General features: G+C 68.5%; 10 protein-coding genes. 5 read left to right on the forward strand and 5 right to left on the reverse strand.

Going from position 1 to position 13687, the window contains the following annotated elements; all coding sequences use genetic code 11:
- Positions 1–4: 4 nt before the first annotated feature.
- On the reverse strand, positions 5–2722 hold the full coding sequence (locus ACFV9C_RS31150; RefSeq protein ID WP_380199113.1) for a LuxR C-terminal-related transcriptional regulator: 2718 nt from the start codon (positions 2720–2722) through the stop codon (positions 5–7).
- A gap of 78 nt (positions 2723–2800) precedes the next feature.
- Positions 2801–4216, reverse strand: coding sequence for a hypothetical protein (locus ACFV9C_RS31155; RefSeq protein ID WP_380199114.1), 1416 nt, complete (start codon positions 4214–4216; stop codon positions 2801–2803).
- A 219-nt stretch (positions 4217–4435) separates the two neighbouring features.
- Here ACFV9C_RS31155 and ACFV9C_RS31160 point away from each other — a divergent pair, with 219 nt between their 5' ends.
- Both ACFV9C_RS31160 and ACFV9C_RS31165 read left to right on the forward strand, forming a co-directional pair.
- Positions 4436–4654 carry a hypothetical protein gene (locus ACFV9C_RS31160; protein WP_380199115.1) on the forward strand — a complete coding sequence of 73 codons (219 nt, stop codon included), beginning with the start codon at positions 4436–4438 and terminating at the stop codon, positions 4652–4654.
- A gap of 32 nt (positions 4655–4686) precedes the next feature.
- On the forward strand, positions 4687–5115 hold the full coding sequence (locus ACFV9C_RS31165; RefSeq protein ID WP_380199116.1) for a DUF3237 domain-containing protein: 429 nt from the start codon (positions 4687–4689) through the stop codon (positions 5113–5115).
- A 474-nt stretch (positions 5116–5589) separates the two neighbouring features.
- Here the strand turns inward: ACFV9C_RS31165 and ACFV9C_RS31170 are convergent, their stop codons facing one another.
- Both ACFV9C_RS31170 and ACFV9C_RS31175 read right to left on the reverse strand, forming a co-directional pair.
- Positions 5590–7308: an MFS transporter gene (locus ACFV9C_RS31170; protein ID WP_380199117.1), complete on the reverse strand. Its 1719-nt coding sequence runs from the start codon at positions 7306–7308 to the stop codon at positions 5590–5592.
- Between the two features lie 26 nt (positions 7309–7334).
- Entirely contained in the window at positions 7335–7901 is a 567-nt protein-coding gene (locus ACFV9C_RS31175; RefSeq protein WP_380199118.1) for a dihydrofolate reductase family protein, read from the reverse strand.
- A 135-nt stretch (positions 7902–8036) separates the two neighbouring features.
- On the opposite strand from ACFV9C_RS31175, the gene ACFV9C_RS31180 reads away from it, so the two are divergent.
- Positions 8037–10898, forward strand: a complete 2862-nt coding sequence (locus tag ACFV9C_RS31180; protein ID WP_380199119.1) for a helix-turn-helix transcriptional regulator — start codon at positions 8037–8039, stop codon at positions 10896–10898.
- Positions 10899–11176: 278 nt separating this feature from the next.
- Here ACFV9C_RS31180 and ACFV9C_RS31185 read toward each other — a convergent pair whose 3' ends face one another.
- Complete coding sequence (locus ACFV9C_RS31185) at positions 11177–11545, reverse strand: winged helix-turn-helix transcriptional regulator (protein WP_380199120.1); 369 nt, start codon at positions 11543–11545, stop codon at positions 11177–11179.
- 103 nt (positions 11546–11648) lie between these two features.
- Between ACFV9C_RS31185 and ACFV9C_RS31190 the strand changes: the two genes are divergently transcribed.
- Complete coding sequence (locus ACFV9C_RS31190; RefSeq protein ID WP_380199121.1) at positions 11649–12482, forward strand: alpha/beta fold hydrolase; 834 nt, start codon at positions 11649–11651, stop codon at positions 12480–12482.
- A 57-nt stretch (positions 12483–12539) separates the two neighbouring features.
- Positions 12540–13687 (forward strand): FAD-dependent oxidoreductase (locus ACFV9C_RS31195; RefSeq protein WP_380199122.1); only part of this gene is annotated, 1148 nt, incomplete at its 3' end.

Here is a 13687-nt window from a genome sequence, read left to right on the forward strand (position 1 = left end):
CTACTCAGCCGGCCGCCAGGACGCGAGAGGGTGCCAGCAGGCCGAGCGTGCGGGCTCGTTTGACGGCGTCGGCGCGACTGTGCACGTCGAGCTTGACGTAGAGATGGCGCATGTGGGTTCGGATCGTGTTCACCGAGACCGTCAGCTCGCCGGCGATCTCTGGTGCAGTCAGGTTGGTGGGCAGGTAGCGCAGTACGCGGACCTCGCTGTTGCTCAGCGGTTCGTGCAGCCGCTGTTCCGATGTGCGAGGTGGCGCAGCCCTTTCCGTGCCGGTCACGAGAGTCAGAATCCTGGAGATCAGCGGACCGAATTTCGTACCGTCGGTTGCATGCCGTTGGAGGAGGTCGGGCGCCGGGTGAACGACGAAGGGCAGGAGAACCCCGTTCGCCTCAGCTAGCTCGAGGGAGCGCTCGAGGGCCTGACCGGCGGCGCGCCCGTCGCGGAGGGCGTCGCGGGCGATCGCCTCCACCAGAAGAGCGCGGATTACCCAGGTCTGCGACTGCGGCTGGACGGAAGCATCATCGAGTACAGGCGCCAGGGCGTTCGTAGCCGCGGCTGGGTCGCCTTGCGCTAGCCGCAGCACAGCGAGGACTGTTCGCATCTCGACGGTGTCGCGCTGCTGCACGTCCAACGCAGCCAGAGCGGCTTCAGCCTGCCGGGATTCGCCCAGCCTGACGAGCGTTTCGAGCAGCTGTGCTCGCAGCCTGCCGGCGAGCGTATGCACCGCGACGAGGCGATCGGTCAGCGCTTCGGCGGAACGGAATGCTGCCAGCGCCTCGCTGTTTCGGCCGCGCGCCAACTCGAGCATTCCACGGGCGCCGCGCAGCATCACCCCGCCCGCCGGCTGGACCTCGGCGGGCAGTGTGCGCTCGGCTCGTTCGAGCCAGTGCTCCGCGTCGTCCAGACGACCCTGCCAGATCAGCGTGTCTGCCAGTGCCGCGTAGGCCACCGCGACCACCGGCTCCTCGCTCCAGCCATGCCGACGGGCCAGTTCCACGGCGCGCTCGCTGCGCTCTGCGGCGAGCGCGAACGACTGTGGTTCGGCGAGCACCGCCCAATGTGCCAGGGCAGTGACCTCGAGATAAGGCTGCGGGATCCGGTGTGCCAAGGCGACACCCTCCGCGAGGTGCCGGTCCGCGTCATCGGTCCGGGCCGTCCACAACTCGGCGATACCGAGGTGGATCAGCACCATCGCGCGCAGGTCCGGGTCCTGCTCGGCAAGCAAATCTCGGGCAACAGCCGCCGTCGAGGACTGTGCCGCGTCGGCGGCGCCGGTCGGGGTGAGCAGCCGCTGTGATTCGTCGACTCCTGGAAGATCGATCCTGTGCAGGGCGCAGAGGAGCCGCACCAAGCCGAGCAGCACCCCGCAGCGTGCCCGCCGGTCCGCCGGGAGCGACGCCAGGTTGCGCGTCGCCAGGGCGAGCTGCCGCTCAGCTTCCGGCAGTGAGCCGCCGATCAGCTCCGATACCGCCTTCAACCCGGCGAGCTCGCCATCAGGCACAGGCACGCCGACGGGAAACCTGGCGACCGCATCCCGCACGGTGGCGCGTTGTCCGTCGAGGTAGAGGCCGAGCCAGCGATCGGAGAGCAGCCGGGCTGCCAGGCTCCAGTCCTCCGCTGCCTGGGCGTGCCTGATCGCGTCCGCCGGGTAACCGTGTCCCGCGAACCACGCGGCGGCGGTGCGGTGCAGCGCAGGGATCTCGGTCGGCTCAGCGTGGCGCAGTTCCAGCAGCAGCAGATCGGCGAACAGTTGGTGGTACCTGAACCAGGACCGACGCGCATCGAGGGAGACGACGAAAGCGTTCGCCTGCTCCAGGTCGTACAGGATTCGTTCACCACCCGAACCACCGGTCAGCTGGTCGGCGAGTTCGCCGCTGACCCGGTCCAGCAGCGAGGTTCGCAGCAGCATTCGCCGTACCGGCTCGCTCTGGCGCTCGAGCACTTCGGCCAGCAGGTACTCGGCGACGGTGCGCTCGCTGCCTGCGAACTCGGCCGCGAATCGTTCCGGGTCGGGGTGACCGGCCAGTGAGAGCGCCGCAAGCCGGAGCCCGGCCGCCCATCCCTCGGTCCGAGCGTGCAACAGGGCGACGGCCGTGTCCGGCAGCCGCAGCCCGGCCTCTTCAAGGAGCTCCCGGGCCTCGGCAGCGGTGAAGCGAAGGTCTGCCGCGCGGATCTCCGTGAGCTGTCCTTCCAAGCGCAGCCGATGCAACCCCAGCGGCAGGTCGTGCCGGGTTGCGAGCACCAGCCGAAGCTGGTCGGGCGCACGCAGCAGCAGAAGCTCGAGCTGACGCAGGGTCTCGGTCGAACGCAGTTCGTGCAGGTCGTCGATGATCAACCAGACCTGCTCCGTCAGCGCGGCAAGGTCCGTCAACAGCCATTCCGCGACCTCTCCGCCGTCCAGGTTCGGAGCGGCGGACAACGGGCGCACGAGCTCGGCCCCAGCGGTGGAACGGCGCAGTGCACGTGCCAGCGCGAGCCAGAATTGCTCCGGTTCACGCTCCGTGCCACGGACCGGCAGCCAGACGGCGCGATCCGCCAGCCCTGCCTCGTCGATCCACGACCGCAGCAAGAGGGTCTTGCCACTGCCCGCAGGCCCGGACACCAGGGTGATCCGCGCAGCCTTGCCCAGCCGCGCGAACAGCTCGCGGCGGGCGACAATCCCACCGGTGAGGGCGGCACCGACCGGGCTGTCGGCGGCCTCCGGCCGGGCACTCGAGCTCATGACACGAACCTAACTCCGCACGGACCCGGGCGGCCAGCGCCGCCCCGGTCCGTGCGTTGTCCGTGGATCTGGCAACTGCTAGGCGCCAGGCTGGCTGTCGCCGTACGTGCCGCCGGTGTCGCTGCCAACCACGCGCCGGTTGTGCATCTCCGAGAGGGAGTCGACGCGTACCTGCTGATCCCAGCTGACCTGGTCCCAGCTGCCGAGCACATACGTCATGTTGTACGGGCCATCAGCAGGTGTGTTCAGGAACGACGGCGAGACCATGCTGAAGTAGCTCGCGAGATCAGGCGTCAGCGTCTTCGCGTCGTCTGTCAGCAGCAGGGGCGCGTGGAAGCCGAGGTGCGACAGCGGTGCCGACGCGATCGCGCCCTGCCAGTCGTTGATGTTGACGAGCGTGAAGCCATGGCCCGGCCCGGTGATCTTCCAGCCGAACATGCCCGCCGGGTCCCACATCTTCGAGAACGCGATCGCGGTAGCCGCCGGCGAGTCCGGCGGCGGCGAGTTGAACGCGACCGGGTCGTCGTTCGAGACCCGGACGACCTCGCCGTACTGGTAGAGCTGCTTGGCGACCTTGGCCGAGATCTGGTCGGGCCCGCCGAACAAGTAGATCCGCGCCTTACCGCCGCGCCGCTTCAGCGCGTCGATCGTCTGGGTCGGGAGCGAGTCCCGATGAGTCCAGAACAGGCCCGTCGGCATGTGCGCGACCCAGTGCGTCGCCGGCAGGACGTACTGCCAGTCCTTCTCGTCCATCGAGCCGATCACGACGTTCTCCATGCCAGGCATGGTCGCGACGTCGAAGTCTGGGTTCGAGATCGAGCTGTACAGCTTGTCGACGGTATCCGCGAGTGTCGGAATGTCGCCGCCGGTCACCTCGTCGTACTTCATCCCGATGGCCTTCAGTTGGCTCTCGACGCCCGGGTTCGCGGCCGCGCCGACCAGGAACGCGTGGATGTTGTTGAACCGGGCGATACCGACCGGCCCCAGCCGCTTCAACTCGTTCAACGTCACGTCGGGGATAGCGGTCTTCGTGACATACAGGATCGGCGCGGCGTCGGGGAAGTGGATCAGCGGCGTCGCGGTGATCGCTGTCAGCGGATCGTCCGTCGTGACCAGCGTGACGGCCCTGGTCCGATCCGCGTTGTTGGCCGCGTTGGCCGGAACGTTCTCCGGGAGCGCGGACGTCCAGATGTGCTGGGCGACCGAGACGGCCTCCTCATACGGATCCGACCCATAGATCCGGGTCGTCGTCTTCGTCGCATACGCCGGTGCCAGCGTCGGCTCCCCGGGTGGGGGCGGCGCCTTGACGGCGGCACCACCCTGCGGATACCCGAACGGGTACATGCTCTTGTCGTTGGGATCGATGCTGCTGCTCGACCCCGGCGTCGGGGTGGGTGTCGGCGCGGCGGACGCGGAGAAGGCCCCGCCGCCCGCGAGTACGACGACAGCCGCGAGTACGCCCACGCCTGTGGGCAGGCCTAACTTCCTGAACATCGTTCAGGTCCTCCTTCGATTGACCGAAATCGCCGACGGTTGTGTTCCCGGCCGGCAACTCCAAGACTCCGATCGAGGTTGATGACCCCGCGCCACATGGTTCTGATGATTTCCGCAGGCACCGGCCGGTGGAACGAATCATCAAGATCGTGTGGTGCCGCATCACCAACCCGGCCAGCACGATGGGCCGAGTTGACGACGCGAGGCTGGACACAACTCATGGACGAACCACCGACAGCGGTCTGGTACGAGATCCGCATCCGCGGATTGCTGGGCGCGACCCTGCTCGGTGCGTTCCCCGGCCTGCACGCGCGGGCCTACGGCACGGAGACCGTGCTCACCGGCGCACTGCCCGACCAGGCAGCGCTGTACGGCGTGCTCGACCAGATCGAAGCACTCGGCCTGGAGCTGATCGAACTGCGCCGTACACCTCGCTAGAAGTACTCACGACTACCGAAAGCAGAGCAATCATGGCCATCGAACTGCTGCCGCTGTGCACGATGCGGCTCCAGAGCAAGCCCGCGATCGAGGTCGGCACCGGACCTGCCGGAACCCGGCTGATCGTCGACTGCATCAGCGTCGAGGTCAAAGGGGAACGCCTGAGCGGACAGATGGAGGGCCGCACCACCGGCGACTGGATCCTGATCGGTCCCGACGGCACGGGAACCCTGGACGTCCGCGAGACGATTCGTACCGACGACGGCGCCCTGATCTACGTGCAGTACCACGGCCGCCTCGACGGATCGCGCGGCCTCACGCCCCCACTGACCGTCTACGTCGCCCCTCGCTTCGAGACCGGCGACGAGCGCTACGCCTGGCTCAACGGCATCCAGGCCGTCGGCAAGGGCACGATCAACGAGGACCTCTCAGTCGACTACGAGTGGTACGAGATCCGCTAGTCGTAGGCGCCATGTAGGCAGTGCTAACATCGGAGCGTATGTAAGCGGCGTCAACTTTGCGAGGTACCTGATGCCGAAGGCGCTGGGGCCCTACCATCATGGGGATCTCCGCGCCGCGTGTCTGCGGGCGGCGCGGGAGCTGCTGGAGGAGGACGGCGACGCGGGGCTGTCACTGCGGGCCGTGGCCCGGCGCGCCGGGTTCTCGCCCATGCCGACGGGCCTGTTCTGGACTCATCGGGACTCGCCCGCGATCCCAGCGGCGGTCAGCGATCGGGTCCGCGCCGCCGTACACGCAGTTTCCGGGTTGGCAACACAACGGCCAGGCGCAGTGAAAGCAGGCAACTGACATGCAGGCATACGTGATGACCCGCTACGGGGACGCGAGTGCGATGGAGTTCCGGGACGTTCCTGTGCCCGAAGCGGGCGATGGCGAAGTACTCATCCGGTCCGAGCCGCAGGACTGAACCCGATCGACTACAAGGTCCGCCAAGGTGGGGAAAGATGCCCGAGTCGCTGAACTTCGCCGAGGCGGCCGGCCTGCCGCTGGCCGGTTTGACTGCCCTGCAGGCGCTGCGCGACGAGCTGGGCGTTACCGCGGGTGACCGGGTGTTCATCTCCGGTGGGGCCGGCGGCGTCGGCACCCTGGCTGTTCAGCTGGCTGCTCGGATGGGCGCGCTGGTGGCGACGACCGCTTCGACCCACAGCGAGGAACTGGTGCCGGCTGGTGAAGCCGACCAGTACGGCGAGAGCGGCGAACGTCACCGCGGCGATCAGGGCCATGGCGTGGAGGCTGGTGAGGTAAGCGTCCGCAGCTGTGTGAATGAGATCGGCTGCCTCGCCGGGCGGGAGGTGGTGCGTGGTGGAGATCGCGCCGGCCAGGGTTTGCCGCGCGGCTTCGGGTGCGCCGGCGACGGTCATTCCTCGCCGGTAGATCGCCGCGCTGAGCGCGCCCAGTACCGCGAGGCCGAGCGCGCCGCCGAGGTAGTTGCCGGTCTCCGACAACGAAGCGGCTGAGCCTGCCCGCTCAGGGGGCACTGATCCCAGCACCAGACCGGTCCCGAGTGCAAACAACGGACCGGTACCGAGAGCCAGAAGACAGATTCCGATCATCATCAGCAGGAGACCGGAACCGTGCCCGACGAACACGAGCAGCAGGCATCCGGGCACCGATAACGCGAGACCTGCCGCGATCGCCGTTCCCGGCGCGAGACGGCGCGTCAGGCGAGGTGCGAGCATCGTTCCGGCAGCCACACCCAACCCCATCGGCGCGAACAGAATTGCCGCACGCTCCGGATCGTAGCCGAGGACACTCTGCAGGTACTGCGTCACGAGCAGACCGACCCCGGCCATCACCGCGCCGGCGAGAATCAACGTCGTCAGGACGCCACTGAACCGGGCGTTGCGAAACAGCCGCAGGTCGAGGAGCGGATCCGGCAGCGCGAGCTGGCGCCGTACGAACAACGACGCGAGGATCGCGCCGGCCAGCATGGCGGCGACAGGGACGACCCGCCCGCTGTGGACGCCGGCTGCCAACTGCTTGAGACCGTAGACGAAGGGGAGCACCGCTGCCAGCGAGAGCGCCGAACTGACCAGGTCGAGCCGGTCGGCCGAGGGGTTGCTGTACTCCGGAAGCAGCGCCGGCGCAGTGATCAGGAGCAGCAGCATGACCGGTACGGCGATCAGGAACACTGATCCCCACCAGAAATGCCTCAGCAGGAAGCCGCCGAAGACGGGTCCGAGCGCCGCACCCGCGAACATCGACGTCGCCCAGATCGAGATCGCGTTGCCGCGCTGCCGATCGTCGCGGAACATGTTGCTGATCAGCGCCAGCGTCGACGGCATCAGGGTCGCGCCCGCGATGCCCATCGCCACCCGGGCGCCGATCAGCATCGGCGCGGTGGTGGCGTACGCGGCCAGGACGGATGCGATCGTGAATCCCGCCGCCCCGATCATCAGCAGCCGGCGGCGGCCGATCCGGTCGCCCAAGGTGCCCATCGTGATCACCAGCCCAGCCACCATGAACCCGTAGCTGTCGGTGATCCACAGCTGCTGCGCACCGCTCGCGCCCAACTGGGAGCTCAACCGCGGCAACGCCAGGAACAACGCGTTCATGTCCAACGCCACCACCAGCGTCGGAAGCACCAGCACCGCAAGCCCGAACCACTGCTTCAGCCCCGCTCGTGTGTCATCCATTTCCGGTGCCTCTCGCTTGTTCGTCGTCACTGCGCGCGGTGGTAGGTCAGTTTCGTCACGGCCCGGTCGAAGGTCTGGCTGTCCACCAGCTCCAGGTCGAGCCGCCGCGAAAGACCCTCGAGAAGCGACGGGCCACGGCCCAGCACCGACGGATGGACGTAGAGCTGGAACTCGTCGACCAGCTCCGCAGCCGTCAGCTCGGTGATCATCCGGCCGCTGCCGAGCAGATAGAGATCCCCCGTCGCCCGTGCCCGGAAAGCGTCCAGAGCCGCGACATCTCGCAGTACCGTGGTGTCCCACTCCGCCGATGTCAGCGTCCTCGAGAACACGGCCTTCGGCATCGACTTCCACACCTTCGAGTACTCGATCAGCCACGGATCGTTGTCCGGGTCCTGGTCGGCGGTCGGCCAGTACGCCGCCATCCCCTCGTAGGTCCGGCGCCCGTACATGAACGCCCCGGCCTGGCTGTGCTCGGTGACGAAGTGCTCATGCAGCTCGTCCTTGACGGCGAACCAGTCGAGCTCTCCCGCAGGTCCGGCCGTCCGCCCGTCCAGCGACAGCTGCACCGAAACGACGATCCTGTTCTCGGACACGCGCTGCTCCTTACACAATGGCAATCGTCAGATGTGTGGTCGGCTTCGGGGCCCGCCCCTCGCGGCCCGGAGCCGGTTTAGGATCAAGCGTGCTGGCCGATCGACTGCAGCGAATCCATGGTTTGCGGTATATCCATGTCCGGTGACGATCTGTCCCGCTTCACCCCAGGGCCGTCGAACGTGCCGTACGTCGGTCGCAGCGCCGAGCTCGCCGCGCTTCGTTCGGCCGCCAAAGAGGTCGACGACGGCGGCTCGGCACGGGTCCTGGTGGTCGGCGAGGCTGGGATCGGCAAGACCCGGCTGATCACCGAGCTCACCGCGGCCCTCGCACCGGGGTGGCTGACCGTCACAGGCACCTGTCCCGAGCTCGGCGCCGAGCATTTCCCGTACGTCGCGTTCCTCCCGGTCATCCAGCAACTCGTCGAGGCCGACGGCGGCACAGCATCGCGGCAGGCACTACGGAGCCTGCTACCGGGTGGGACGGGGAACCCTGCCGACCGGCTCGCACAGCTCAACGAGGTGATCGCCCTCATCGAAGGCTCGGCGGCTCGCCGTCCGTTGCTGCTCGTGATCGAGGACCTGCACTGGGCGGACAGCGCAAGCCGTGAGCTTTTCGGCTACCTCGCCCGGAACCTGGGCCGGCTGCCGGTCCTGCTCATCGGCACCGTCCGCACCGGCGAACTGCCGGCCGGCCATCCGGTGCGTCAGCTCGTCGCCGAGCTCGGGCGGCGCACGGATATCGCGACGTTGCCGCTGGAGCCCTTGGAGCAGCGAGACGTCGCCGAGCTCCTGACGGCGCTCGACGGCAGGTACGATCCGGCACGCACTGCCTCGATCCATCGAAGGTCCGGCGGGAACCCGTTGTTCATCGAGGCCCTGGCTCGCGAACAGCGGTCAACCCCGGCAGCGACGACCGCACTGCGAACGCTGCTGCAGGCGCGGGTCGCGAGGTTGTCGGGTACGGCCAGACTGGTCCTCGCGGTCGCCTCGACAGCCGGGGCGTCAGTGAGCCACGACTTGCTCACCCTGCTCGTCGACCTTCCAGACGATGAGCTCGACCAGACTTTGCGTGAGCTGGTGGATCGGGGGCAACTGATGCCGACGGCATCGGGGTACGCGTTCCGGCACGCGCTGATCCGGGAGGCGGTGTACAACGGCCTGTTGCCGGGCCAGCGACGCCGATTGCACGCGCGCGCCGCCGCCGCGCTGACCCAGCGACCGGACCTTGCGGCTCGAGGCCTGCAGGCCGCCGAGCTAGCCGAGCACTGGTACTTGGCCGGCCGATCCGACGAGGCCTACCCCGCGGCAGTGGTCGCCGCTGACGAAGCGCGGGCGAGATTCGCCTACGGCGAGGAGCTCCGGCATATCGAACGCGCGCTGGCGGTCCGGCCGGCCCGGGATCGGGTTCGGCTCGAGCTGCTCGAGCGCGCCGTCACCGCGGCGCTGCCCGCGGGTCAGGGAGAGCAAGGTGTGGAGCACTGCACGGCCGCGCTCGAGCTCGTCGACAGGCTCGAGGAGCCGGAGCGGGCCGCGCTCCTGCTGCTGAACCGGGCGCAGTTCCGCGGTCGCCTGGACCTAACGGGGCGAGCGGACGTGGATCGTGCACAGGCACTGCTGCCGCCGGACCGGCCGTCGTACGCGCTGGGGATGCTGCATTACGTGCTTGCGATCGACCAGGCGACCGCGCAGCATGCGGACTCCTCCCGCGAGCACGCTCTCGCCGCGCTGCGCATCGGCGGCCTGCTCGACGACGACCGGCTGCGTTGCCGTGGCTATGCCGCCTTGGGATACGCCGAGTATGCCGGCGAGAACCTCGATGCCGCACAGGAGGCGCAGGCACACGCGCGGCGAATCGCGGCCGCGAGCGGCGATCACTTCGTCCTGGTCGCCAACTCGCTCTGGGAGTGTGCGGTGCTCGGAGCGACCGGACTGTTCGAGAAAGTGGTCGCCCATGTACCTGTCGCGATCCGCGAGGCAGAACTGCTCGGAATGGGCAAGTGGCGCGTACCTCTGCTGACGGTCAATCTCGCGCTCGCCCAGCTGAGCCTCGGCCGCTGGGACGACGCCATCCAGGCGATCGAGCGGGCGCTCGCCGCAGAACCCGAAACCTTGTACGAACTGGCATTGCGCTCGCAGCTCGCGACAGTGCACCTGTACCGGGCGGAGTTCGATCAGGCTGTCGCCTTGATGCCAACACCCGAAGAGCTGTCCGCCGGATCGTCAGTGCTGCGCAACTACCTGCTGGGCTATGTCACCGCCGCGTGGTGCGAGCTGGCTGTCGCCCGGAACGAACCTGAATCGGCCGGATCGGTGGTCGCCGGTTTCCTGCAGCACGCCCTTGGCCCGGATGCGCCACACCGTCCGGACGGGGATGGCCTGATGCGCATCGCAATGCTCCAGCGCGCACGAATCGCCACGGCACCCCGCAACAAAGAGATCGCCGCCGACGTCGCCGAGATCCGCGCAACACTCACCCTGCTGATGGACCGCTTCCAGCCACGTACGCCGTACCCGGCGGCATGCCGGACCACCATCGCAGCCGCACTCGGACCCGGCCGACTGACCGACTGGGACGAGGCTGCCGAACACTGGCGACGGCTGAAACACCTCCCCGGCGCGATCGAGTGCCTGATCGCCGCCGCCGAAGCCGCGCTCAGCACCAGCAACCGCGCCGGCGCCCGTCGCCGTCTCGAAGAAGCCCGCGAACTGGCCACTCCCCTGCGCGCCGCTATGTACCTCGACCGCATCGCCGCCGTCGCCCGGCGAGCCCGCCTGGAACCACCCGCCGCCAAGACCGACCTGATGGGCCTGACGCCCCGCGAGTACGAGGTACTCCGGCTCCTCGCCCGCGGCCTGCCCAACCGCCAGATCGCCGCGGAACTCTACATCTCCCCTGCCACCGTCGGCGTGCACGTCTCTCGCATCCTCGCCAAGCTGAACGCCACCACCCGCACCGAGGCCAGCGCACAGGCCCGGACCTTGGGCCTACTCACCTGAACCTCAGCCAAGCTCGAAGGCCCACCGCCGTGGTGTGTCGCCGGCGCGAAGCCGCACCGTTCGTTGCGGCTGTGGGCGCCCGCCCAGAGCAACGATCCGGTGGCGATCAGCCAGCGGGCGACCTCGAGGACGGGCAGGCGGCGGCGTGGCGCGTGCCGGCGCAGGATGTCCGCGGCCTCCTGAGACCCGACCATGAGCAGTCCTTGGGCGACGAGGACGACAAAGCTGTCGAGGAAGATCGTGCTGCCGATCAGTCGTCGCGCGCCGACGCGGCATCGTCATCGCGGCGCGGCTGTCCGGTGACGGTCGATTTCGGGCATATGGGTTTCTGCCCACTCGCGCAGCAGCGCCAGTGGCTCGTCGAGTGAGCGGCCGAGTTCGGTCAGCGAGTAGTGCACTGCGGGTGGCACCGAGTCCTCGACCCTCCTGGTGACCAGGCCGTCGGCCGCGAGACGCTGAAGGGTTTGCGACAGCATCTTGTGGCTTACGCCTGGCATGGCACGCCGGAGCTCCGAGAAACGCGCAGCCTCGGGATACCGCTCGGCGAGGAGCTTCACGGTCATCGACGTCCACTTGTCGCCGATGCGGTCCAGCAGATGCCGGGTCGGGCACTCGGCCGAGAACAAGTCTCCTCTGCGATCGGTCACCGCCGGCTCACCACCTTTCGCGAAAGTGCCTTCTTGTCACGCCCAGCCGAGTCGATCAGGCTGGTCGGTAACTGGAGGTTACCTGATGACAGGCGGTTACTCAGTGAGGTCCGTACGCCTGGCGGTCAGTGACGCCGAACTCAACGTGGTGGTCGCAGGCGAAGGCCCGGCCGTGGTGCTGCTCCACGGATGGCCGCACACCTCGTACCTCTGGCACCGCGTCATCCCACCGCTGGCCCGGCATCACCTCGTCCTGGCGCCGGACCTCCGGGGCCTGGGCGCGAGCGAACCCACGGCCGACGGCCGCGACGCCGGAACGCTCGCCGCCGACGTCGTCCAACTGCTCGACACGCTCGAGATCGCCGAAGCGGCAGTCGTCGCGATCGATGCCGCCGTTCCACCCGGGTTCCTGGCCGCGCTACGGTATCCGGATCGGGTTTCGCAACTGGTGCTGATGGAGGGGATCCTCCCGGGCGTAGCGGGCGCCGAGAACTTCGCGCCACCGTGGTGGTTCGGGTTCCATTCGGTACCAGGCTTGGCGGAAACGGTGCTGCTCGGCAACGAAGCGGAGTACCTCGACTGGTTCCTGACCGGTCCGAGCGTGCGACGCGACATCGGGGCCGACGCCCGCGACAACTTCGTCGCTGCCTACACCGGGCAGGACGCACTCAGAGCCGGCTTCGACTTGTACCGCGAGGCTGACGGCAACGCCGCGCAACTCCGCGAAACGCTGACGACGACGAGGCTGACCGTTCCGACCCTCGCCATCAGTGGCGGCGTCGTCGGCGACGCGATCCACTCACAACTCGTCGCGATCGCCGACGATCTCACGCTGACCTGCGTCCCCGACTGCGGTCACATCATCCCGCTCGAACAGCCGGCGGCGCTCGCTGCCGCCATCGCGTCCTTCCTGGCGCGGCAGTACACCGGCGGCTGACGGCTCAGCATCCGGACGATCCAATGTCTACTCATTCAGTAGACTTAATCTGGACGAATGAGCGACCAGCTGCGGTACTTCGGACCGGCCCCGGCGAACTGGGTCCGGACGACGGTGTTCGATCACGATGTCGTCGTCGTCGGTGCCGGGCAGGCGGGGCTGGGGATCGGGTTCGCCTTACGGCGCGCAGGGATCGGGCGGGCGACGGTCGTCGACGCCGCGGCTCCCGGCGAGGCCGGGGTGTGGACCACGACGGCGCGGATGCGGACGTTGCGGACGCCGAAGGCGTGGCCGGAGCCGGAGTACGGGTTCCCGGAACTCAGCTTCCGGGCTTGGTACGAGGGGCGGTACGACGAGGCGGCGTACGACGAACTCGACCGCATCCCGCGGACCGTGTGGGCCGGCTATGTCGCATGGTTCGAGCAGACCGTGAAGGTTGCCGTCCGCAACCACACCCGGTTGATCGGCGTCACCCCGGCCGCGGACCACCTGGTACTGCGGCTCGCGGTGACCCGGCCGGACGCCGGTGTGGACGAGGTCGTGGAGACCACCCGGAAGCTCGTGCTGGCCAACGGCGTCGAGGGCACCGGCGGCCCGTACCTGCCTCCACCGGTCGCCGATCTGCCCAGGCACCTCGCCGCCCACACAGGAGACCGGATCGACTTCCCGGCACTCGCGGGTCAAGTCGTCGCTGTGCTCGGAGCCGGCGCGTCCGCCCTCGACGCAGCCGGTACGGCGCTTGAAGCCGGCGCGAGTGAGGTACACCTCTTCACCAGGCGTCCCGAGCTGATCGTGCAAGGACCGAAGGCGGGTCCCGCACAGAATCTGGGCGGACGGGAACACTTCCACCGGCGCAGCGACGCCGACCGCTGGCGTGCCAAGGCGAGCGCGGCAGGGGCCGGGCGCAGTTGCACGCTGGAGTCCGTCCAGCATGCATCCGCGTTCAGCGGGTTCCGCGTGCATCTGTCCGCGCCCTGGCACCATGCCCGGGTCGAGGACGGCAAGGTGCGTGTCGATGCGGCCGACGGATCGCATCTGTTCGACTTCGTGATCGCCGGTACGGGCTATCAGTACAACCCGAGGACGCGCCCGGAGCTTGCCGAGATTGCAGACCACGTTGCGTTGTGGGCCGATCGCTACCAACCCCCGAGCGAGCTCTCCGACGAGTCGCTCGCACGCTTTCCGTACCTCGGCGGCGGCTACGA

The sequence above is a fragment of the Kribbella sp. NPDC059898 genome, assembly GCF_042730855.1.
Classification (GTDB): domain Bacteria; phylum Actinomycetota; class Actinomycetes; order Propionibacteriales; family Kribbellaceae; genus Kribbella.